The organism is Streptomyces sp. NPDC097617 (assembly GCF_044761485.1).
GTDB lineage: Bacteria > Actinomycetota > Actinomycetes > Streptomycetales > Streptomycetaceae > Streptomyces.
In genome coordinates, this window is record NZ_JBIWCL010000013.1 from 165,803 (window position 1) to 184,679 (window position 18,877).

Annotated in this window: 16 protein-coding genes and 1 pseudogene; 11 read left to right on the top strand and 6 right to left on the bottom strand. The window is 72.6% G+C overall.

The window, feature by feature from the left end; translation table 11 throughout:
- The first annotated feature begins 214 nt into the window (after positions 1–214).
- From ACIQZO_RS21885 to ACIQZO_RS21910, 6 genes are all read left to right on the top strand, one after another.
- Positions 215–2,407, top strand: coding sequence for a putative bifunctional diguanylate cyclase/phosphodiesterase (locus ACIQZO_RS21885; protein WP_403628434.1), 2,193 nt, complete (start codon positions 215–217; stop codon positions 2,405–2,407).
- A gap of 224 nt (positions 2,408–2,631) precedes the next feature.
- Positions 2,632–2,928 carry an Asp-tRNA(Asn)/Glu-tRNA(Gln) amidotransferase subunit GatC gene (gatC, locus tag ACIQZO_RS21890; protein ID WP_030010586.1) on the top strand — a complete coding sequence of 99 codons (297 nt, stop codon included), beginning with the start codon at positions 2,632–2,634 and terminating at the stop codon, positions 2,926–2,928.
- 5 nt (positions 2,929–2,933) lie between these two features.
- Positions 2,934–4,427 (top strand): Asp-tRNA(Asn)/Glu-tRNA(Gln) amidotransferase subunit GatA, encoded by a 1,494-nt coding sequence (gene gatA, locus ACIQZO_RS21895; RefSeq protein ID WP_403628436.1) that lies wholly within the window; start codon positions 2,934–2,936, stop codon positions 4,425–4,427.
- Positions 4,424–4,669 carry a hypothetical protein gene (locus ACIQZO_RS21900; RefSeq protein ID WP_403628438.1) on the top strand — a complete coding sequence of 82 codons (246 nt, stop codon included), beginning with the start codon at positions 4,424–4,426 and terminating at the stop codon, positions 4,667–4,669. Before gatA ends, ACIQZO_RS21900 begins: the two co-directional genes overlap by 4 nt.
- Before the next feature lie 16 nt (positions 4,670–4,685).
- Positions 4,686–6,197, top strand: coding sequence for an Asp-tRNA(Asn)/Glu-tRNA(Gln) amidotransferase subunit GatB (gatB, locus tag ACIQZO_RS21905; protein ID WP_403628440.1), 1,512 nt, complete (start codon positions 4,686–4,688; stop codon positions 6,195–6,197).
- 144 nt (positions 6,198–6,341) lie between these two features.
- Positions 6,342–6,857, top strand: coding sequence for a hypothetical protein (locus ACIQZO_RS21910; RefSeq protein WP_403628442.1), 516 nt, complete (start codon positions 6,342–6,344; stop codon positions 6,855–6,857).
- A 194-nt stretch (positions 6,858–7,051) separates the two neighbouring features.
- On the opposite strand, the gene ACIQZO_RS21915 is transcribed toward ACIQZO_RS21910, so the two are convergent.
- The 3 genes from ACIQZO_RS21915 to ACIQZO_RS21925 all read right to left on the bottom strand — a co-directional run bounded on the left by ACIQZO_RS21915 (position 7,052) and on the right by ACIQZO_RS21925 (position 11,916).
- On the bottom strand, positions 7,052–8,956 hold the full coding sequence (locus ACIQZO_RS21915; protein WP_403628444.1) for a protein kinase: 1,905 nt from the start codon (positions 8,954–8,956) through the stop codon (positions 7,052–7,054).
- A gap of 216 nt (positions 8,957–9,172) precedes the next feature.
- Entirely contained in the window at positions 9,173–9,784 is a 612-nt protein-coding gene (locus tag ACIQZO_RS21920; protein WP_403628446.1) for a GNAT family N-acetyltransferase, read from the bottom strand.
- Positions 9,781–11,916, bottom strand: a complete 2,136-nt coding sequence (locus ACIQZO_RS21925) for a penicillin acylase family protein (protein WP_403628518.1) — start codon at positions 11,914–11,916, stop codon at positions 9,781–9,783. The genes ACIQZO_RS21920 and ACIQZO_RS21925 overlap by 4 nt, the downstream gene beginning before the upstream one ends.
- 121 nt (positions 11,917–12,037) lie before the next feature.
- On the opposite strand from ACIQZO_RS21925, the gene ACIQZO_RS21930 reads away from it, so the two are divergent.
- On the top strand, positions 12,038–12,772 hold the full coding sequence (locus tag ACIQZO_RS21930; protein WP_403628448.1) for a siderophore-interacting protein: 735 nt from the start codon (positions 12,038–12,040) through the stop codon (positions 12,770–12,772).
- Between the two features lie 117 nt (positions 12,773–12,889).
- On the opposite strand, the gene ACIQZO_RS21935 is transcribed toward ACIQZO_RS21930, so the two are convergent.
- From ACIQZO_RS21935 to ACIQZO_RS21945, 3 genes are all read right to left on the bottom strand, one after another.
- Complete coding sequence (locus ACIQZO_RS21935) at positions 12,890–13,162, bottom strand: hypothetical protein (RefSeq protein ID WP_403628450.1); 273 nt, start codon at positions 13,160–13,162, stop codon at positions 12,890–12,892.
- Positions 13,163–13,436: 274 nt separating this feature from the next.
- A complete protein-coding gene (locus tag ACIQZO_RS21940; RefSeq protein ID WP_403628452.1) occupies positions 13,437–13,937 on the bottom strand; it encodes a DinB family protein in 501 nt (166 codons plus the stop codon).
- A gap of 108 nt (positions 13,938–14,045) precedes the next feature.
- A complete protein-coding gene (locus ACIQZO_RS21945) occupies positions 14,046–14,852 on the bottom strand; it encodes a GNAT family N-acetyltransferase (RefSeq protein ID WP_403628454.1) in 807 nt (268 codons plus the stop codon).
- A 55-nt stretch (positions 14,853–14,907) separates the two neighbouring features.
- Here ACIQZO_RS21945 and ACIQZO_RS21950 point away from each other — a divergent pair.
- The 4 genes and pseudogenes from ACIQZO_RS21950 to ACIQZO_RS21965 all read left to right on the top strand — a co-directional run.
- Positions 14,908–15,285: pseudogene (locus ACIQZO_RS21950) on the top strand (signal peptidase I); the annotation flags it as partial.
- Between the two features lie 328 nt (positions 15,286–15,613).
- Positions 15,614–17,863: an MMPL family transporter gene (locus tag ACIQZO_RS21955; protein WP_403628456.1), complete on the top strand. Its 2,250-nt coding sequence runs from the start codon at positions 15,614–15,616 to the stop codon at positions 17,861–17,863.
- A 60-nt stretch (positions 17,864–17,923) separates the two neighbouring features.
- A complete protein-coding gene (locus ACIQZO_RS21960; RefSeq protein WP_403628458.1) occupies positions 17,924–18,517 on the top strand; it encodes a hypothetical protein in 594 nt (197 codons plus the stop codon).
- Positions 18,518–18,666: 149 nt separating this feature from the next.
- Complete coding sequence (locus ACIQZO_RS21965) at positions 18,667–18,876, top strand: hypothetical protein (RefSeq protein ID WP_403628460.1); 210 nt, start codon at positions 18,667–18,669, stop codon at positions 18,874–18,876.
- The last annotated feature ends 1 nt before the right edge of the window (position 18,877 follow it).

Here is an 18,877-nt window from a genome sequence, read left to right on the forward strand (position 1 = left end):
CCAAACTCACCCGTTCGGCGGATACCGTACTGATGAGGATGGCTGGGTCGCATTCGGGCAACCACTGCCGACCGCTGCCCCTGGGAGCCTCGCGCGTCCTACTGTTGAGGGGTGCGCCTGTCGTGCACGGCTGCAGGATGCGATTTCGGCCGTGGTGGCATGACATCGGGGCCATCGCGTGACATCGGCATCGCCGGCTGTGAGAGGTACGGGCATGAAACCCACCGAAAGCGCCGACCCGTCACCTGAATTCGGCGGGGAACTCCCGTCCATGCGGGCGGGCAGGGCGGGCAGATCCGGTGTCCTGGGTACCAGGACACCGGAGAAGACCCGGCCGATCGACACGGGCGCGGGCGGACAGGAGCGGCGCGGCGCGCTGCCCTTCATCGTCGTGGGCCTCGCCGTCGTGGTGCTCACCATCGGCATCGTCTCCGCACTGAGCGGTCGTCACGCGCTGTTCCCCGGCGGACCGGTCGGCTGGGCGCTGGCCCTCCTCACCGGCATCATCGTCGGCCACCTCGTCGCCCTCGGCCGCGACCGCTGGTGGGGCGGCACCGGATCCGGCGCGGCCCTCACCCTCGGCGTGCTCATCCTCTACGGATGGGTCCCCGCCGGACTGGTCTCGCTCGCCGTGGTCTCCCTGGTCGGGGCCGCGCGCAGGCACCGCTGGCGGCAGGGGCTGCTGCACGGCTCCGTCGACATCCTCGGCATCGGCGCGGGAGCGCTCGTACTCGCCGCCTTCGGCGAGGTGCCCTCCGTCGAGACCCCCTGGCTGCCCGCCTTCTGGGGGCTGGAGGCGGTCCCCGAGATCGTCCTCGTCGCCGTCGCCTACCTGCTCGCCACCCGGGTCCTGCTCTGGATCGCGCTGGCCCCGCGCGGCGGCGGCCTGCCCACCGTCGCCCGCACCGCCCTGATCCGGCAGGCCTTAGTAGCCGTCGCCCTCCTCGGCATCGCCCCCCTGATCTGCGTCGTCGCCGTCACCCAGCCGGTCCTGCTGCCGCTGTTCGCCGTACCGCTGATCGCGCTCGACTCCACCCTGTGGATCGCCCGGGCCCGCGCCGAGGAGCAGCTGCGGGATCCGCTCACGGGCCTGCCCAACCGGCAGTGGCTGCTGGAGCGGGCCTGGTCCGCCCTGGACGAGGCCGAACGTTCCGGCACCCGGGCCGCTCTCGTACTGATCGACCTGGACCGCTTCCGGGCGGTCAACGACACCCTGGGGCACCTCGCGGGCGACCGCCTGCTGCTCCAGATCGCCGAACGGCTGCGCCAGGCCCTGCCCGAGGACGCGGAGGCGGCCCGGCTCGGCGGCGACGAGTTCGCCGTCCTGCTGCCCTTCGCCGACTCCACCACCAGCGCCCAGCGCATCGCCCGCCACCTGGTCGCGGATCTCAGCTCCCCTCTCGACCTCGACGGCCTCACCCTCGTCCTGGAGGCCAGCGCGGGCCTCGCCGTCTTCCCGGACCACGCGCTGGACGCGGAGGGACTGCTGCGGCGCGCGGACGTGGCGATGTACCAGGCGAAGCGCGACCGCACGGGCGTGGAGGTGTACGAGTCCAAGCGGGACAGCAACACCCCCGACCGCCTGGGCCTCCTCGGCGATCTCCGCAGGGCCCTGGACGCCGGCGAAGTGGAACTGCACTACCAGCCGAAGGTCCGCTTCGACGGCCAGGTGGCCGGGCTCGAAGCCCTCGTACGCTGGGTGCACCCGGAACGCGGACGGGTCTCCCCGGACGAGTTCATCGCGATCGCCGAGACCTCCGGGCTGATGCCGCACCTGACCGAGTACGTCCTGGAGACGGCCCTCGCCCAGGTCGCGCGGTGGCGGGCCCAGGGCCTCAAGGTCCCGGTCGCCGTCAACGTCTCGCCCCGCGACGTGCACACGCCGGGCTTCGCGGGGGCGGTCGCCGCACGACTGGCCCGCCACGGGGTCCCGGCGAGCGGGCTGCAGCTGGAGATAACGGAACACGTCCTGCTGGAGGACCCCCAGCGGGCCGCGGACACCATGGCGGGGCTCACCGGCCACGGCGTGAAGATGTCCCTGGACGACTTCGGCACCGGCTACTCCTCGCTCGTCCACCTGCGCCGCCTGCCGGTCAGCGAGCTGAAGATCGACCGGTCGTTCGTCGGCCGGCTGGCGGTCGACGCGCAGGACGCGGAGATCGTCCGCTGCACGGTGGACCTGGCGCACTCGCTGGGCCTGCTGGTCGTGGCGGAGGGCGTGGAGGACGACGAGACCTGGGAGCGGCTGCGGGACCTGGGCTGCGACGCCGTCCAGGGCTGGCTGGTGGCCGCCGCCATGCCACCGCAGGAGGCCACCGCCTGGCTGCTGGCCCGCGGCGAACGCGGCTGGCGCCGCCCGGCGGACATCACGGCGGAGCTGGCGGCGGCCGAGGCCGAAGCGGTCTGACCCGCCGCCGGACGCCGCCGCCGGGGCGGAGCCCCGGTCCTTGAGCCGCACCGGCGATCGGGGGCCGGGGTCCGGCGCACCCCGGGAGGCCCCGGGAGGCCCCGCGCGGCGGCCCGCGCACGGCCCCGTTCCGGCATCGGCCAAACCGTTTAGCCGCCCGAGCGCCCGGCCCCATAGGATTGGGTCCGAAACGAAACATCCACCCACCCCCAGAGGATCGCTGCATGCCTGGCATTACGCGCGAGGAGGTCGTCCACCTCGCTCGGCTGGCGCGCCTTGAGCTGTCCAGCAACGAGCTGGATCACTTCGCCGGACAGCTCGGCGACATCATCGGCGCGGTCGCCCGTGTTTCCGAGGTCGCCGACCAAGACGTCCCGCCGACCTCCCACCCGCTGCCGCTGACGAACGTCATGCGCGCGGACGAGGTCCGTCCGTCGCTCACCCCCGAGCAGGCGCTCTCCGGTGCTCCCGCCCAGGAGCAGCAGCGTTTCAAGGTGCCGCAGATCCTGGGGGAGGACTAACAACCATGGTCGACATCATCAAGCTCACGGCTGCCCTGACCGCCGAGAAGATCGCCTCCGGCGAGCTCACGGCCGTCGAGGTGACCGAGGCCCACCTGGCCCGCATCGACGCCACCGACGAGAAGGTCAACGCCTTCCTGCACGTGGACCGCGAGGGCGCGCTCGCCCAGGCCCGCGCCGTCGACGCCAAGCGCGAGGCCGGCGAGAAGCTCGGCCCGCTGGCCGGCGTACCCCTGGCCCTCAAGGACATCTTCACCACCGTCGGGGTCCCGACGACCGTGGGTTCGAAGATGCTCGAAGGCTGGATCCCGCCCTACGACGCCACCCTGACGCGCAAGCTCAAGGAAGCCGACGTCGTCATCCTCGGCAAGACCAACATGGACGAGTTCGCCATGGGGTCCTCCACCGAGAACAGCGCCTACGGCCCCACCGGCAACCCGTGGGACCTCACCCGGATCCCCGGCGGCTCCGGCGGCGGCTCCGCGGCGGCCCTGGCCGCCTTCCAGGCCCCGCTCGCGATCGGCACGGACACCGGCGGCTCCATCCGCCAGCCCGCCGCCGTCACCGGCACGGTCGGCGTGAAGCCCACGTACGGCGGTGTCTCCCGCTACGGCATGGTGGCCTTCTCCTCCTCCCTCGACCAGGGCGGGCCCTGCGCCCGTACGGTCCTGGACGCCGCGCTCCTGCACGAGGTGATCGCCGGGCACGACCCGCTCGACTCCACCTCCATCGACGCCCCGGTCCCGCCGGTCGTCGAGGCCGCCCGCAACGGCTCGGTCGCCAGCATGCGCGTCGGTGTGGTCAAGCAGTTCGCCGGTGAGGGCTACCAGGCCGGTGTCGTCCAGCGCTTCAACGAGTCGGTGGAGCTCCTGCGCGAGCTCGGCGCCGAGATCGTCGAGCTGGACTGCCCGTCCTTCGACCTCGCGATGGCCGCGTACTACCTGATCGCGCCGTCCGAGTGCTCCTCCAACCTGGCCCGCTTCGACGCCATGCGCTACGGCCTGCGCGTCGGCGACGACGGCACCAGGTCCGCCGAGGACGTCACGGCCCTGACCCGTGAAGCCGGTTTCGGCGACGAGGTCAAGCGCCGCATCATCCTCGGCACGTACGCGCTCAGCTCCGGCTACTACGACGCGTACTACGGCTCCGCCCAGAAGGTCCGCACGCTCATCACCCAGGACTTCGAGAAGTCCTTCGAGCAGGTCGACGTGATCGTCTCCCCGACGACCCCGACCACCGCCTTCCCGATCGGTGAGCGCACCGACGACCCGCTGGCGATGTACCTCGCGGACCTGTGCACCATCCCGACCAACCTGGCCGGCAACTCCGCCATGTCGCTCCCCTGCGGCCTGGCCCCGGAGGACGGTCTCCCGGTCGGGCTGCAGATCATCGCCCCGGCGATGAAGGACGACCGGCTCTACAAGGTCGGCGCGGCCGTCGAGGCCGCCTTCGTCGCACGCTGGGGTCACCCGCTGCTTGAGGAGGCACCGTCGCTGTGAGTACCAGTGCACTGTCCAAGGCCAAGGGCTTCAAGAAGTCCAAGACCGGCACCTACCTGTCGATCGGCACCACCGCCTTCGGCGCCATCAGTGTGATCAAGCAGGTCAAGAAGGCCCGCGGCGACCACGACATGCTGAAGCTGGTCGACGCCGCCGTGTCCGCCGCCGCCATCGTCACCGGCCTCGCGATCCTGTACCGCGAGTTGAAGCGCCTGGGCGACGACGACGTCCTGCTGGGCTGAGAGGGAAAGTTTCACCGTGACCACCTTCACCGAACTGCTCTCGTACGAGGACGCTCTCGCCTCGTTCGACCCCGTCATGGGCCTCGAGGTCCATGTCGAGCTCGGCACCAGGACCAAGATGTTCTGCGGCTGCTCCACGGAGCTGGGCGCCGAGCCCAACTCGCAGACCTGCCCGACCTGCCTCGGTCTGCCCGGCTCCCTGCCGGTCGTCAACGCGATCGGCATCGAGTCGGCCATCAAGATCGGTCTCGCGCTGAACTGCGAGATCGCCGAGTGGTGCCGCTTCGCCCGGAAGAACTACTTCTATCCGGACATGCCGAAGAACTTCCAGACCTCCCAGTACGACGAGCCGATCGCCTTCAACGGCTTCCTGGACGTCCAGCTGGAGGACGGCGAGATCTTCCGCGTGGAGATCGAGCGCGCCCACATGGAGGAGGACACCGGCAAGTCGCTGCACGTCGGCGGCGCCACCGGCCGCATCCACGGCGCGTCCCACTCCCTGCTGGACTACAACCGCGCCGGCATCCCGCTCATCGAGATCGTCACCAAGCCCATCGAGGGCGCGGGAGAGCGGGCCCCCGAGGTCGCCAAGGCGTACGTCGCCGAGCTGCGCGAGGTCATCAAGGCGCTGGGCGTCTCCGAGGCCCGCATGGACAAGGGCCAGATGCGCTGCGACGTGAACCTGTCGCTGCGCCCGACCCCCGAGTCCGAGCTCGGTACCCGCTCGGAGACGAAGAACGTCAACTCCCTGCGTTCCGTCGAGCGCGCGGCCCGCTTCGAGATCCAGCGCCACGCGGCGGTGCTCTCGTCGGGCGGTTCGATCGTGCAGGAGACCCGGCACTTCCACGAGGAGGACGGCTCCACCACGGCCGGCCGCATCAAGGACAACGCCGAGGACTACCGCTACTTCCCGGAGCCCGACCTGGTCCCCGTCGCCCCGGCCCGCGCCTGGGTCGAGGAGCTGCGCGGCGGTCTCCCCGAGATGCCGCGCGTGCGCCGCAACCGGCTCCGCGAGGAGTGGGACGTCACCGAGCACGACATGCAGTCGATCCTCAACGCCGGTGCGGTGGACTCCATCGTCGCCACCATCGAGGCGGGCGCCGACTCGGCCGCCGCGCGCAAGTGGTGGATGGGCGAGCTGGCCCGCAACGCCAACGAGCAGGGCGTGGTCGTCGACGAGCTGCCCATCACCCCGGTACAGGTGGCCCGGGTCGCGGCGCTGGTCGCGGACGGCTCGCTCAACGACAAGCTGGCCCGCAAGGTCCTCGAAGGCGTTCTCGCCGGCGAGGGCACCCCGGACGAGGTCGTCGAGAAGCGCGGCCTGAAGGTTGTCTCGGACGAGGGCGCGCTCGGCGCGGCCGTGGACGAGGCCATCGCGGGCAACGCGGGCATCGCGGACAAGATCCGCGGCGGCAAGATCGCCGCCGTCGGCGCGCTGGTCGGAGCGGTCATGAAGACCACCCGCGGCCAGGCCGACGCCGCGCGCGTCAAGGAGCTCATCCTGGAGCGCCTGGGCGTCTCCGAGTAACCCTCCGTACGTCGGACGGCCCCGCACCGGATGTCCGGTGCGGGGCCGTCCGACGTTGCGGTCGTCGTTGCCGTCGGCGGCCAGACTGTGGGTGGGTGATCGCGCGCGCCGGGCGCGGGGTCGGCGGAGTCAGGGGGTGCGCCGGTGGAGATCGGTGCGATGGTCATCGCGGTGGCGGGTGTCGCGGGCACGCTGGGCGGCGCGCTGCCGACCCAGCGGGGTGCGGAGCGCGCCAAGCGCCGCGAGATTGAACTCGTGCGCGCCCACGACACGTTGCGGGAGAACCAGGTGCTGCGGCGCACCTGCTACGCGGACCTCAACCGGGACGCCCGGCAGTTCACCACCGCACTCAACCGGCATCTGCACACCATGCGGGAACGCGGCGTCGAGGACGCCGACCGGGTCGCACTGGACGCCGCGAAGGACGCCTTCCGCGACCGGTACTCCGAGGCGCAGATGATCGCCCCCGATCCGGTCCTCGCGCCCGCGACGCGGGTCCACCAAGCCCTGACCGCGGTCTACGGGCAGGCGAAGCGGCTGGAGCGGGGCATGCCGGACCCGGGGGAGTCGACGGAGTCGGCCGGCGAGGCCCAGGATGCGATCTGGGTTCCGCTGCGCGAGATGCGGGCGGCCATGCGCGCGGACCTCGGCGTGAGTTGAGTCCGCCGCCGTCCGCGCGCGAGGTCCGAGCCCCGAGCAGGTGGAGGCCGTCGTACGGGACTCCGCCGCCTCGTCCCCGGCAGGCAGCTTCCGTTCGCCGGGCGTCCGGTCGATCGGGCCGCCCTGGTCGGCGTGTTCCTGGCGCGGCCCGCGGCCCGCAGCCCGCAGCCTGCGCTGAGCGGACCGCCTCCGCGTCAGCGCGTCAGCTGCGGGCCGGCGATGACCACCTTGCCGACGTCGCACCCCGCTTCCACCTTGAGCCGCAGGCGCAGGGCGCCGCTGACATCCACCCGCTTGGTGAGGGGACTGCCCAGCGAGACCAGCTCGGAGAAGGCGGCGGGCTGGCCGTCGAGCGCGATGGTGACCCGGCCCTTCTCGTGGGTGGAGCCGTCGTCGATCCCGGCCGTGAAGTCCAGGTACTTCCACTCGCGGTTGAGGTCGAACTCGGCGGTCGCGTCGCCGTTGCAGCCCAGGTCGGCGATGAACGCGGCGCCGTACTGCTTGGTGTTGATCTTCGCCGCGCCGACCGTGAACTCGCCCAGTCCGTTGACGGCGTTCATCACGGTCAGATCGGCGGCGTTGACGCCCGGAGCGACGCCCCCCGGGGGCTTGGAAGCCGTACCGGTGGGCTGGGTCAGGGGCGTGTCGTCACCGGTCGCTGACGGGCTCGGGGACGAGGAGGCGGACGGGGTCGGCCGGTCGGGGGCGCTCGAGCCCGCCGCGCCGGCCGGCTTGTCGCTCCCGGCCGCCCGGTCCGCCCCCTGGTCCTTGTCCTTCAGCAGCTGTACGCCGACCACCGCGAGGCCGGCCAGCACCAGCACCGCGGCCACCGAGCCCAGGACCAGGCCGGTGCGCCGCTTCTTCTTCGGGCGCGCGGGCTCCGGGGAGGGGGCGGGGGCCGGGCTCAGGTTGTACGTCGGCCCGTGCCCCGCGGGCACCGCGGACGGCTCCGGCTGCGGGGCGGGGACCGGGGCGGGCGCCGAGGCGGTGGCCGGCCCCGACTGCGCGGGCTGCACCGGCTGGGCGGTCGGGGTGTACGCGGGCGGCGCCGCGGCCACCGGAGGGCCCTGCGGAACCGCCGTGGGTGGCGGCGCGACCGGCTGCGGCGGGACCACCGGCATTGCGGCCGCCGGCGGTGCGACCACCGGCGGCGGGGCGGCCGGCCGGGGCGGGGCCCCCTGCGCCGCCTGCTGCGAGGTCGCGGTGGTCGTGGACACCACCGCGCGGCGGACGTCCTTCATCCAGCCGGCCAGATTCACCGGCCGCTTCCCCGGATCGGCCGCGTAGATCGAGGCGATCCGCGCCCGCTGCTCGGCGTCCAGCACGGAGATCTGCGGCAGCGCGGCCAGCGCCTGCGCCAGCTGCTCCGGAGTGGCGGGCGGGGACTGCCCGCTCAGCAGGAAGTACGCGATCGCCCCGAAGGCGTACCGGTCCGTGCCCGGGGTCCGCTTGCCGTCGAAGACCTCCGGCGCCGCGTAGCCGGGGGTGAACCACACCTCGGCCGTCTGGTGGTCGGCGGTCAGTTTGCTGAGGCCGAAGTCCACCAGCGTGGCCTGGCCGTGCGCGTCGACCATCACGTTGCCGGGGGAGAGGTCGCCGTGGACGACCTGGCGCCCGGACGGGGTGGCCTTCCCCGAGTGCAGCCAGTCCAGTACGTCGGCCAGCTGCTCCAGCGTGCGCATCACCTCACGCCGCTCGGCGGCGGTGGCCAGGGTCCGCTCGGCCCGCCAGTCACGCAGGTCGAGCCCGTCGACATGGTTCATGACGAGCACGAGCGCCCGCCCGGTCAGGGTCGAGGACTCCCCGGGCCGGTGGATCGGCGGCCCCTCGAAGTGCTCGCGGACGCCCACGACACCGGGGCGGTGGACGAACCGCAGCAGCTCCGCCTGTTCGTTCCACTTCTGGCTGATCCGGTCGAAGATCTCCGGCGTGATGGTCGTCTTGGAGTCGAGCACCTTGACGACCACGGGCTCGGATCCACCGGCGAGTTCGATCTCCGCGAGATAGAGCACGGCCTCCCCGCCGCGCCCGATCGAGCGCAGCAGGCGGTACCGGTCGGCCGCCGAGTCCGGACCGATGTGCAGGTTCTGACTGGTCAATGTCCCCCACCTCAAGGTGCTTTGAGAGGGCATCAGCTTCCCGGGGGGAGGCGCGCGAGGTCAATGGGAATCGGGAATCCCCGTGGGTGTTCACTCTTTTCGTCCGCGAGCCCGGGGAGCGCCCGCGTCCGGACACGCCGCCGGGCGCCCGGCTCGCGGAACCACCCGGTGGGCTGGTTCCGTTCGCCGGACGCCCGGTCGAAGGGGCGGTGCGGGTCAGGCGGTTGCCGACGCGGCCCCGGGAGCGCTGAAGAAGGCCAGCCGGGCGGGCTTGGCCGGGAGGTAGACCTCGGGCAGGTCGATCTCCGGGAGGACGACCTCCGGTCCGAGCACGAAGCCGGTGCGCTCCATGCGGGCGATGGCCTTGACGTTGCGGGCGTCCGGTTCGACGACCACCCGGCGCGCGGAGCCGTCGGCGAAGACGAACCCGATGAAGGCGGCCATCAGGGCGCCGGTGAAGCCGCTCTCGGCAGCCCCCTCGATCGGGCCGATGAGAAGGTGCACGCCGACGTCCCCGGGCTGGACCTCGTAGCACTCGCTGACCCGGTCCTCGGCGCAGTCGTACGTCTGGAACAGTGCGACCGGCGCGCCGTCGCGGCTGACCATGAAGGCGTGGTGGGTCGTGCGGCAGTCGACGTCCTCGTAGATCTCCTGGACCAGTTCGCGGCTGGCCTCGCCCATGCCCCAGAAGCGGGCGCGCTCCTGCGTGACCCAGCTGTGGATCAGCGCGGAGTCGGCGGCCGGGTCGACCGGGGTGATGCCGACGGTGCCGAAGCCCTCGACGACCTGGCTGTGCACGGGCGCTCTGACGGAGGGGGCGGAGGTCATATCGATTCCTTGGTGAGACGGGTCCAGTCGGTGACGACGGGGACGAGTTCGCACTGTGCCCACAGGGGCAGCTGGTCGCGGTGGTGGGGTGAGCCGGTGACGCCGTCCGCGCCCAGCGGGACCGCCCAGAGGCTGTCCTCGCGGCGGGCGAGGTCCCATACGTAACGGGCCGCCGACGCGCGGGCGGTGAGGTCGGTGAAGCCGGGGACGGTGGAGGTGGCGTTCACGCAGTCGTGGTCGCCGCCGAGGCCGGGCCACTGCGGCGCCTCCGGGTCGGGCACGGCCTGCCACGGGGTCAGGCGGTGCACCTGCGACCAGGGGGTGTCCGGGGTGTCGGCCGCGGCCGTCTCCTCCAGGGCGGCCCGGACGCGCGCCGCCCGGTCGAGGCCGGGGACGAGGGAGGTGGTCAGCAGGCCTTCGAGGGCGTAGCCGATCTTCGGGACCAGGTACAGCCAGGGGTGGAAGACGGCCGGGCCGGTGGGCGCGCCCCACAGGCCCTCGAAGACGGGGTCGGCGGCGAAGCGCCGTACGGTCGCGCTGCGGAAGGCCGAGAAGACCGTGGCATCGGTGCTGTCGGCCGCCATGTGCCGGTCCCAGGCCAGCAGCCGGGTCCGCAGGGCCCGCGCCGCCGGGGTCAGGCCCTCGAAGCCGGGCAGCAGGGCGAGCAGGGGCGCGGCCGAGGCCAGGTGCGTGTCCCGGTGTACGTCGGCCATCGCCTTCGGGGACCAGTCCGCGGAGCCGCTGAGCAGCTCGCGGATCCGGTTCGCGCGGTGCGGGGGAGCGAACTCCACGCCGAGCGGAGAGGCGATCCCGCGCGCGTTCGCCATGACGGCGAAGCCCTGCACCGGCTCGGCGGGGGTCGGGGCCCAGCCCTGCCAGGCGTGCTGCGGGTCCCAGGCGGGCACGGGGCGCAGCCGGTTGGCGCGGTGGCGCAGTGGCACGGCGCCCGCGACGCGGTGCAGCAGCCCGCCCTCGGTGTCGGCGGCGTGGACGACGTTGACCGGCTCGGCCCAGTCGTCGAAGGCGCGGTCGATGTCTGCGACGGTACGGGCGCGCAGGAGCGCGGGGAGGGCGGCGAAGCCGAGGTCCCGGCGGACCCGGGGCGGGTAGCGCAGGGAGAGGGTCTGGGCGCTGCCGTCGGCGTGCGCGTCGGCCCGGGCATCGGCCCCGAGGTCGCCGTCCGCGTGGATGATCACGGGGCCGCGGGGGGTCTCCAGGATCTCCACCTCGATGTCCTCGCCGTCGGAGACGGTGATGGTCTCGGTGTGGCGGGCGACGGGCTCCCAGGCGCCGTCCGCGCCGAGGGCCTCGACGGCGCCGTCGTCACCGCGGCGCAACTGCTCGACGTACAGGTCCTGGTAGTCGGACATCGCGTTGGTGATCGCCCAGGCGGCGCTGCCGGTGTGCCCGAAGTGGCCGAGCCCGGGGACGCCGGGGACGGCGAGGCCGAGGACGTCGTAATCCGGGCAGGAGAGACGTATCTGCTGGTAGACGCCCGGGTCCTCGATGAACCGGTGCGGGTCGCCCGCGATGATCGCCGAGCCGGAGGTGGTCCGGTCGCCCGGCACCAGCCAGCCGTTGCTGCCGGCGGTGCCGGGGCCGTCGGTCGCGAAGAGGGTGACCGCCTCGTGGCCGAGGGCACGGGCGACGCGCTCGCGCCACAGCTTGGTGGCGAAGCCGGCGAACAGGATGTGCGTGGCGATCCAGATGGCGAGCGGAACCCACGGCTCCCAGGGGGCGGGGGTGAGGCCGGTGCGGGCGAAGCGCTCGTCGCGGGCGGCGCCGGCGGCGAGCCCGTCATTGACGCCGTCCACGTAGGCGCGGACCCAGGCCGCGGTGGCCGGGTCGTCGGCCTCCATGGCCTCGTAGCAGCGGCGGGCCGTGTCGGCGAGCCGGGACTGGCGGGCGAAGCGGTCCCAGGTGACGGCCTCCGCCCCGAGGAAGGAGGCGCTGGAGCCCTCGGCCCGGTGCCGTTCGACCTCAAGCTGCCAGGCGCGGTCGAAGGCGGTGACGCGGCCCTGGGTGTGGACGAGGCTCAGTTCGTCGGCGGCGCGGAGGTGGGGGATGCCCCACTGGTCGCGGTGGACACCGTAGGATTCCGGGGTCTGCGCGCAGGGCTCGCCCCGGTTCATTCCGCAGGACTGGGCGTCGCCGCTCTCGCTGCTGGCACTGCTCACGCTGCTCACACTCTTCCCCGACGTGCGTTTAGGTTAGGCTGACCTAACTATAGGGGTGTCGGGGGAGGGGTTGGACATGGCTGTCAGCAAGGGCTGGGAGGGCGTGGTCCTCAAGCTCATGCGGGGCAAGGACTTCACGTTCACGGTCACGGGAGCGGAAGACGTGACGGAGGACTACCGCCGGGTGAGCTTCACGGACGGCGGGCTGCTCGCTGCCGCCGGCGAGTCGCTGCACCCGACGATGTGGGTGCGCGTGTGGTTCCAGGGCGCGGGCAAGCCGCACCAGCGGGCCTACACGCTCGTGGACCCGGATCCGGAAGCGGGCACCTTCAGCTTCGAGTTCGCCCTGCACGACGGCGTCGCCAGTGACTGGGCGCGCGCCGCCAAGCCGGGCGACACGGTCGACGCGACCGTCCAGGGCACCGGCTTCACCGACCCGGAACCGTCACCGGAGCGGCTGCTCGTCATCGGGGACGCGGCGTCCCTCCCGGCGATCAACTCGCTGCTGGACACGTACCCGCAGACGCCGGCGACGATCTGGTTCGAGACGCAGCACGACTCGGACGAGCGGCTGCCGATGCGCGTGGAGCAGGGCCGGCACGACATCCGCCGGGTGCGGCGGGACGGTACGGCCCTGGCAGACCGGGTGCGTGCCGAACTCCCCGAACTGGCCGGGGACCCGGAGTCGGCGTACGTCTGGCTGGCGTGCGACACCGTGACGACGCGCGCCCTGACGGCGTACCTGCGCAAGGATCTCGCACTGCCCAAGCACCGGGTGAACGGGCTGGGTTACTGGCGGCCGGGGGCCTGAAACGCCCTGCGGCCCACCGGCCCGTCCGCCGTTCCTGGGGTGTGGACGGGCCGCAGAGCCGTCGGACCGGCTGCCGGTCGGGCCGAGTGCGGCCGCGACGGCTGCCGCTCGGACGGGCTACTGGATGGACACCTTGCAGGCGCTCACCGCGGTTCCGTTGGTCACACCGCCCTTGGTCAGGCCGCTCACGCACGTCTCGTGCTCACCGGAGTACCCGGCGGAACACGCCGCGCGGACGGACTCCGGGGCCTCGCCGCCCTGCAGTTCGCGCTCGACCTGGTTGATGCAGGCCGAGACGTCCGCGTGGGCGGCGGGGGCCGTGAAGGCCGCCCCGCCGAGCACGAGGGCCAGGCCGCTGAGGACACCTGCGATACGGGTCGACGTGCGCATGGGACGCACCTGCTCTCCGGGATCGTCGCGCGGCCCGGGACCCGGAGGTGGCGGATCCGCACGGAAACAGCGCCGAGCGCACGCGGCCCGCGTACGGCCGCAGGGGCCGGACCCTGGGCCCGGACCGGCTCGGCAGGGATTCCCCTCCTCCGTCCGACGCTAGAGCAGCCCCCTGCCCCACGCACCCGGTGAGTTCGTTTCCCCCGGTCAGAGCGGTCCTGCTGGGCCGTCTCCTCCGGATCTTGCCCGACCGGCAGGATCCGGAAGAGAAGACCTACGCGCCGGTCGCGCCGTCGATCGCCTCGCGGAGGAAGTCGGCGTGGCCGTTGTGGCGGGCGTACTCGTGGATGAGGTGGAGCATCACCAGGCGCAGCGAGGCCTCCTCCTTCCAGCTCGGCACGTACCCCGTCACGTCCAGGGACTCGGCGGCGGCCTCGATGCGGCGGGCGTGCGCGACCTCGTCCTGCCAGGCGGTGAACGCCTCGTCCCGGCCGGAGCCGCAGGCGTCGTAGGCGGCCTGGAAGTCGTGGGTGTCCGACCACAGGTGGGGGAGGTCCTCGCCGTCGACGACGCGGCGGAACCAGTGCCTCTCCACCTCGGCCATGTGCCGGACCAGCCCCAGCAGGGACAGGGTCGACGGGGGTATCGAGGCACGGCGCAGCTGCTCGTCGGTCAGGCCCTCGCACTTCCATGCGAGGGTCGCCCGGTGGTAGTCGAGGAAGATCCGGAGGGTCTCGCGTTCGCCGCCGGTCAGGGGCGGGCCGATGCGTTCCATGGGGCGGTCCTGTCTGTTGGGTCCGAGCGGGAAAGGCGCCGGCCGTTCCCCGCCGTCGGTCGTGAATCCCGGCACGGCGCACAGCGCACCGTGCACCGCTCTCCCGCGTTACGAGGCGGCGGAGGTCCACATGTACGGCACCGTCACACCCAGCACCCCGAAGCCCAGCCGCTCCAGGATCGGACGGCTGTTGTCCGACGCATCGACCTGGAGGTACGGGATGCCGAGCTCCGCCGCCAGGCGGGCGCGGTGGGCCACCAGCAGCCGGTAGATGCCGCGGCCGCGCCACTGCGGGACCGTACCGCCGCCCCAGAGGCCCGCGAAGGACGTGCCCGGCCGCATCTCCATCCGGGCCGCGCTCACCGGGGTGTCGCCCGCCATCGCGAGCACCGCGGCGATGGTCTCCGGCTCCTCACGCAGCCTGCTCAGCAGCTGCTCCCGGATCCGGGGGCGCTCGGTCCCGAAGGCGCCCGCGTGGGCCTGCATCATCAGGTCGACGCCGGCCTCGTCCGTCACGACGCGCAGCGTGATGCCCTCCGGCGGCTCGACCGGCAGCTTCGCGAGCTCGGACGTCAGGCCCACCATCAGCGTCTCGGGCGGCTCCGGGACGAAGCCCGCCCTCCGCAGCCGGTCCCCGAGGTCCGCCGGTCGGTCGTGGCCGTACAGCTTCCACTCGAACTCCGGACAGCCGCGCCCCTCGAAGAACGCCACCTGCGCCGCGATCTGCGCGTCCGCCGTCTCCTCGTCGAGGTCCGACCAGAGCACGGCGTTCCACCCGAGCCCGGACACCGTGTGCCGTACGACGGCTCCCGCGCGCTCCACGGTCGCCTGCGGGGCGTCCGCCTGCGCACCCTCGCGCACCTCGGCGTCGAAGTGGGCGCGCACCTTCATCAGTTCATCACGATCTATCGTCATAGCCCCAGCTCACCAGTGTGGGGGCGGCTGCGACAACTGCATTAGCCTCACCCCCGTGAACCACGACTCCGCCATCTACACCGGTAAGGCCACCCCCGATGCCGCCGCCGACCGCGGCTGGCTCCTCGGCCATTTCAAGGACCCCGCCGATCCCCGCCACAGCGAGGACGTGGAGATCAAATGGGGTGTTCATCCGAAGGGCGACGAGCGGGAGCGGTGGGCGACCGCCGAGCGGCGCACCGCACTGCTGGTGCTGATCAGCGGCCGATTCCGGCTGGAGTTCCCGGGCCGCACCGTCGTCCTCGCCGAGCAGGGGGACTACGTGCTGTGGGGGCGCGGAGTCGACCACTCCTGGTACGCGGAGGAGGACGCCGTGGTCCTCACCGTGCGGTGGCCCTCGATCCCCGGCTACCGGGTGGACGAGCCCGAGGCACGAGACGGGCTCGAGGCGCGGGATGAGCTGGACGCGCGGGACGCGGACGCGCACATGGACGCGCGGGACGCGGACGGGCACACGGACGCGCACGGCGCGCTCCAAGAGCGGTGTGAGGCCGGGTGCTCGGGCCTCCCGGCGCTGTGACGATGACCACGAAAAGGGCCAACGATCACAAAACGCTGAGATCGTGGAGGGTGTGGACCATCTGTGCCGAACCGCCGCGGGGTGATCCCCCGGACCCCTCGGCCGGGCCTTCACGCGTTCATGCGTTCTTTGCGGCGGGCTGACTCCCGGTAAAGATCCGAACCACCAGGGAGCACCTCCGTTGGCCGTAATCGCACGCTGGTGCATGCGCCACCGCCTGCTCGCCGTGCTCATCTGGCTGCTCGCACTGGGTGGGAGCGCGGCGGCCGCGGTGAGCGCCGGATCCGCGTTCTCCAACGACTACGAGGTCCCCGGCACCGAGTCCGGCAAGGCGAACGCCCTCCTGCGCGAGGGCTTCCACGGGCAGGGCGGAGACACCGACACCATCGTGTGGCGGGCCCCGGACCGGCAGAGCGTGCGCGCCCCGGACATCGAGCAGCGCATGACCCGGGCACTCGACGCCGTCGCCGAACTCCCCGGCGTCGGATCGGTCGCCGGACCCTACGGTCCCGACCCCGAGAACGCCGCACGGATCAGCCCCGACGGGCGCACCGCCTACGCCGTGGTGACCTTCGACCAGCAGGCCGACTCCGTGCCCAAGGCCCGGGCCGGGGCGGTGGTCGACGCGGCGAAGAACCCGACCACCGAGGCCGGCGGCCTCCAGGTCGAACTGGGCGGCCGCGCCATCCAGCTCACCGAGGCCCCCACCGCGCACCTCGCCGAGGTCATCGGCGTCGCCGTCGCGGCCCTGGTCCTCTTCCTCGCCTTCGGCTCGCTCGCCGCGAGCCTGCTGCCCATCGCGACCGCCCTGGTCAGCGTGGGCACCGCCTATTTCGGCATCACCCTCCTCGGGCACGCGATGCCGGTCGCCGACTTCGCCCCGATGCTCGGCACCCTCGTCGGCCTCGGCGTGGGCATCGACTACGCGCTGTTCATCGTCACCCGGCACCGCAAGGCCCTGGCGCGGGGCAGCACGGTCGAGGAGGCGGCCGCGAACGCCGTCGCCACCACCGGCCGGGCCGTCGTCTTCGCCGGCGCCACCGTCTGTATCGCGCTCCTCGGCATGCTGGTGCTGCGGCTGAACTTCCTGAACGGCGTCGCGATAGCGGCCTCCGTGACGGTGGTCCTGACGGTCGCCGCCTCGGTCACCCTGCTGCCCGCCCTCCTGTCGCTCATAGGCATGCGGGCCCTCTCGCGCCGCGAACGCCGCAGGCTCGCCGCCGAGGGCCCGCGCTCCGAGCAGACCTCCGGCTTCGCCGCCCGCTGGTCCGCCTTCGTCGAGCGGTACCCCAAGCTGCTGGGTGTGGTCGCCACCGCCGTCATGCTGGTGCTGGCCCTGCCCACCCTCTCCCTCCACCTGGGGACGTCCGACCAGGGAAACAACCCGGCCACCTCCACCACCCGGCAGGCCTACGACCTGCTGGCGGAGGGCTTCGGCCCCGGCACCAACGGTCCGCTCACCGTCGTCGCCCGGCTGGACGGCGCCGGCGACCGGCTCGCCGTGGACCAGCTGGCGCAGGCCCTGCGGACGACCGAGGGCGTCGCCTCCACCGGCCCCGCTGTCCTCAACCGCAGCGGCGACACCGCCGTCCTGACCGTCGTACCGCAATCCGCGCCGCAGTCCCGGGCCACGAGCGACCTCGTCGACACGCTCCGCCGGGACGTCATCCCCCGCGCCGGGCAGGGCAACTCCATGAAGATCCACGTCGGCGGTGTGACGGCCGCCTACGACGACTTCGCCGAGGTCATCGTCGGGAAGCTGCCGCTCTTCGTCGGCGTGGTCATCGCCCTCGGCTGCGTGCTCCTGCTGCTGGCGTTCCGGTCCATCGGCATCCCCCTCAAGGCGGCGGCCATGAATGTGGCGGCCGTGGCCTCCTCCTTCGGTGTCGTGGTCGCGATCTTCCAATGGGGCTGGGGCAGCGAGCTGCTGGGCCTCGGCAGCGCCGGCCCGATCGAACCCTTCCTGCCCGTGATCATGGTGTCCGTCCTGTTCGGACTGTCGATGGACTACCAGGTCTTCCTCGTCAGCCGGATGTACGAGGAGTGGCTGGAGACCGGCGACAACAAGCGGGCCGTGCGCGTGGGCCTCACCGAGACCAGCCGCGTCATCAACTCGGCCGCCGTCATCATGATCTCCGTATTCCTGGCCTTCGTCCTGAGCGGCGACCGGATCATCGCGATGTTCGGCATCGCGCTCGCCGCGGCCGTGGCCCTCGACGCCTTCGTGCTGCGCACCCTCCTCGTCCCGGCCCTGATGCACATGCTCGGCGGAGCCAACTGGTGGCTGCCGGCCTGGCTCGACCGGCGCCTGCCGCAGATCAGCATCGAGGCCCCCGAGCGCCGCCCGGACGCGAGCCTTCCGAGGCAGCGGCCCGTCGCCGACCCCGTCGCCGACCAGGACGGCGCCGAGCCCGCCACCGCCTCGCGCTGATCAGGCCACGGCCGGCGGATTCTCAGAAAACTCTCAGACGGGGCGCCTACGGTGCCCCGCATGGACACCACGAAGACCCCCGCCCCGAACGCCCCCGAGGCGGACACCACTGCGGTCGACCTCGAAAAGGCCGAGACCCCCCAGCCGGCCGAGGCCAAGGCCGACTCCGCTGTTACCGCAGAGGCCACCGACACGGACTTGGACGACGACGAAGCGTTTGCCGACGACGAGGCCGATGACGCGGAGCCGAGCCACGTGGGATCCGCCGCCTTCGCGGTCGTCGCCGCGGGTCTCGGCGTCGTCGCCCTCAGCGGCAGCTGGGTCGCGGGCATCGTGTCCGAGCGCTCGAGCGTCGCCGCCCGGCTGGAGCTGAGCCAGGCCGCGGACGCCAACGCGCAGATCGCCGCCCAGTTCGTCGACCCGTGGCACACCACCGCGATGGTGAACGGCATCTTCTCCGCCCTCGCCCTGATCATCGCCACCTTCGTGCTGGCCCTGCCCGCCTTCAGCAGCCCCGAGCGCAGGCTCCCCACCTGGGTGCGGTCCGTCTCCTGGGCCGGCATCGGACTGGGCGCCCTCGGCGTCCTGCTCTTCGTCCTCATGTACTTCGACCTCCTCCTCGCCATTCCCAAGGCAGCGGGCGCGGGCGCCTAGGCAGTGCCTTAGGTCCTCACGGACCGGTCCGGGGCCCCGCGGCCCCGGACTAAGGCCCCCGGTCCCCGGCGGATGCGGCATGCGACCGATGTGCCGGCACCCCCTGGGACGCGACTCTTGGATCACACCGAACGAGGTGCCCGAGAGACGTGACCAGGGAGTACGAGATGTTCGAGTACGAGATCGCCACCGCCGTGCGCAGCGCCGACCTCATCCGCGAGGCGGCCGAATACCGCACGGCCCGGGCTGCGCGCAAGGCGCACCGTGCCTCCTCGCCCGACCAGGAACCCCGAAGGCGGGTGCATGCCTTGCGCCGCCGGTCCACCGGCGCCGCCTGCTCCGCTCCGCGCACCGCGTGAC

Coding starts and splice junctions, on each gene's coding strand:
- ACIQZO_RS21885 (WP_403628434.1), top strand. CDS start 215: ATGAAACCCACCGAAAGCGCCGACCCGTCACCTGAATTCGGCGGGGAA.
- gatC (WP_030010586.1), top strand. CDS start 2,632: ATGCCTGGCATTACGCGCGAGGAGGTCGTCCACCTCGCTCGGCTGGCG.
- gatA (WP_403628436.1), top strand. CDS start 2,934: ATGGTCGACATCATCAAGCTCACGGCTGCCCTGACCGCCGAGAAGATC.
- ACIQZO_RS21920 (WP_403628446.1), bottom strand. CDS start 9,784: ATGACCTCCGCCCCCTCCGTCAGAGCGCCCGTGCACAGCCAGGTCGTC.
- ACIQZO_RS21925 (WP_403628518.1), bottom strand. CDS start 11,916: ATGAACCGGGGCGAGCCCTGCGCGCAGACCCCGGAATCCTACGGTGTC.
- ACIQZO_RS21930 (WP_403628448.1), top strand. CDS start 12,038: ATGGCTGTCAGCAAGGGCTGGGAGGGCGTGGTCCTCAAGCTCATGCGG.
- ACIQZO_RS21935 (WP_403628450.1), bottom strand. CDS start 13,162: ATGCGCACGTCGACCCGTATCGCAGGTGTCCTCAGCGGCCTGGCCCTC.
- ACIQZO_RS21940 (WP_403628452.1), bottom strand. CDS start 13,937: ATGGAACGCATCGGCCCGCCCCTGACCGGCGGCGAACGCGAGACCCTC.
- ACIQZO_RS21945 (WP_403628454.1), bottom strand. CDS start 14,852: ATGACGATAGATCGTGATGAACTGATGAAGGTGCGCGCCCACTTCGAC.
- ACIQZO_RS21960 (WP_403628458.1), top strand. CDS start 17,924: ATGGACACCACGAAGACCCCCGCCCCGAACGCCCCCGAGGCGGACACC.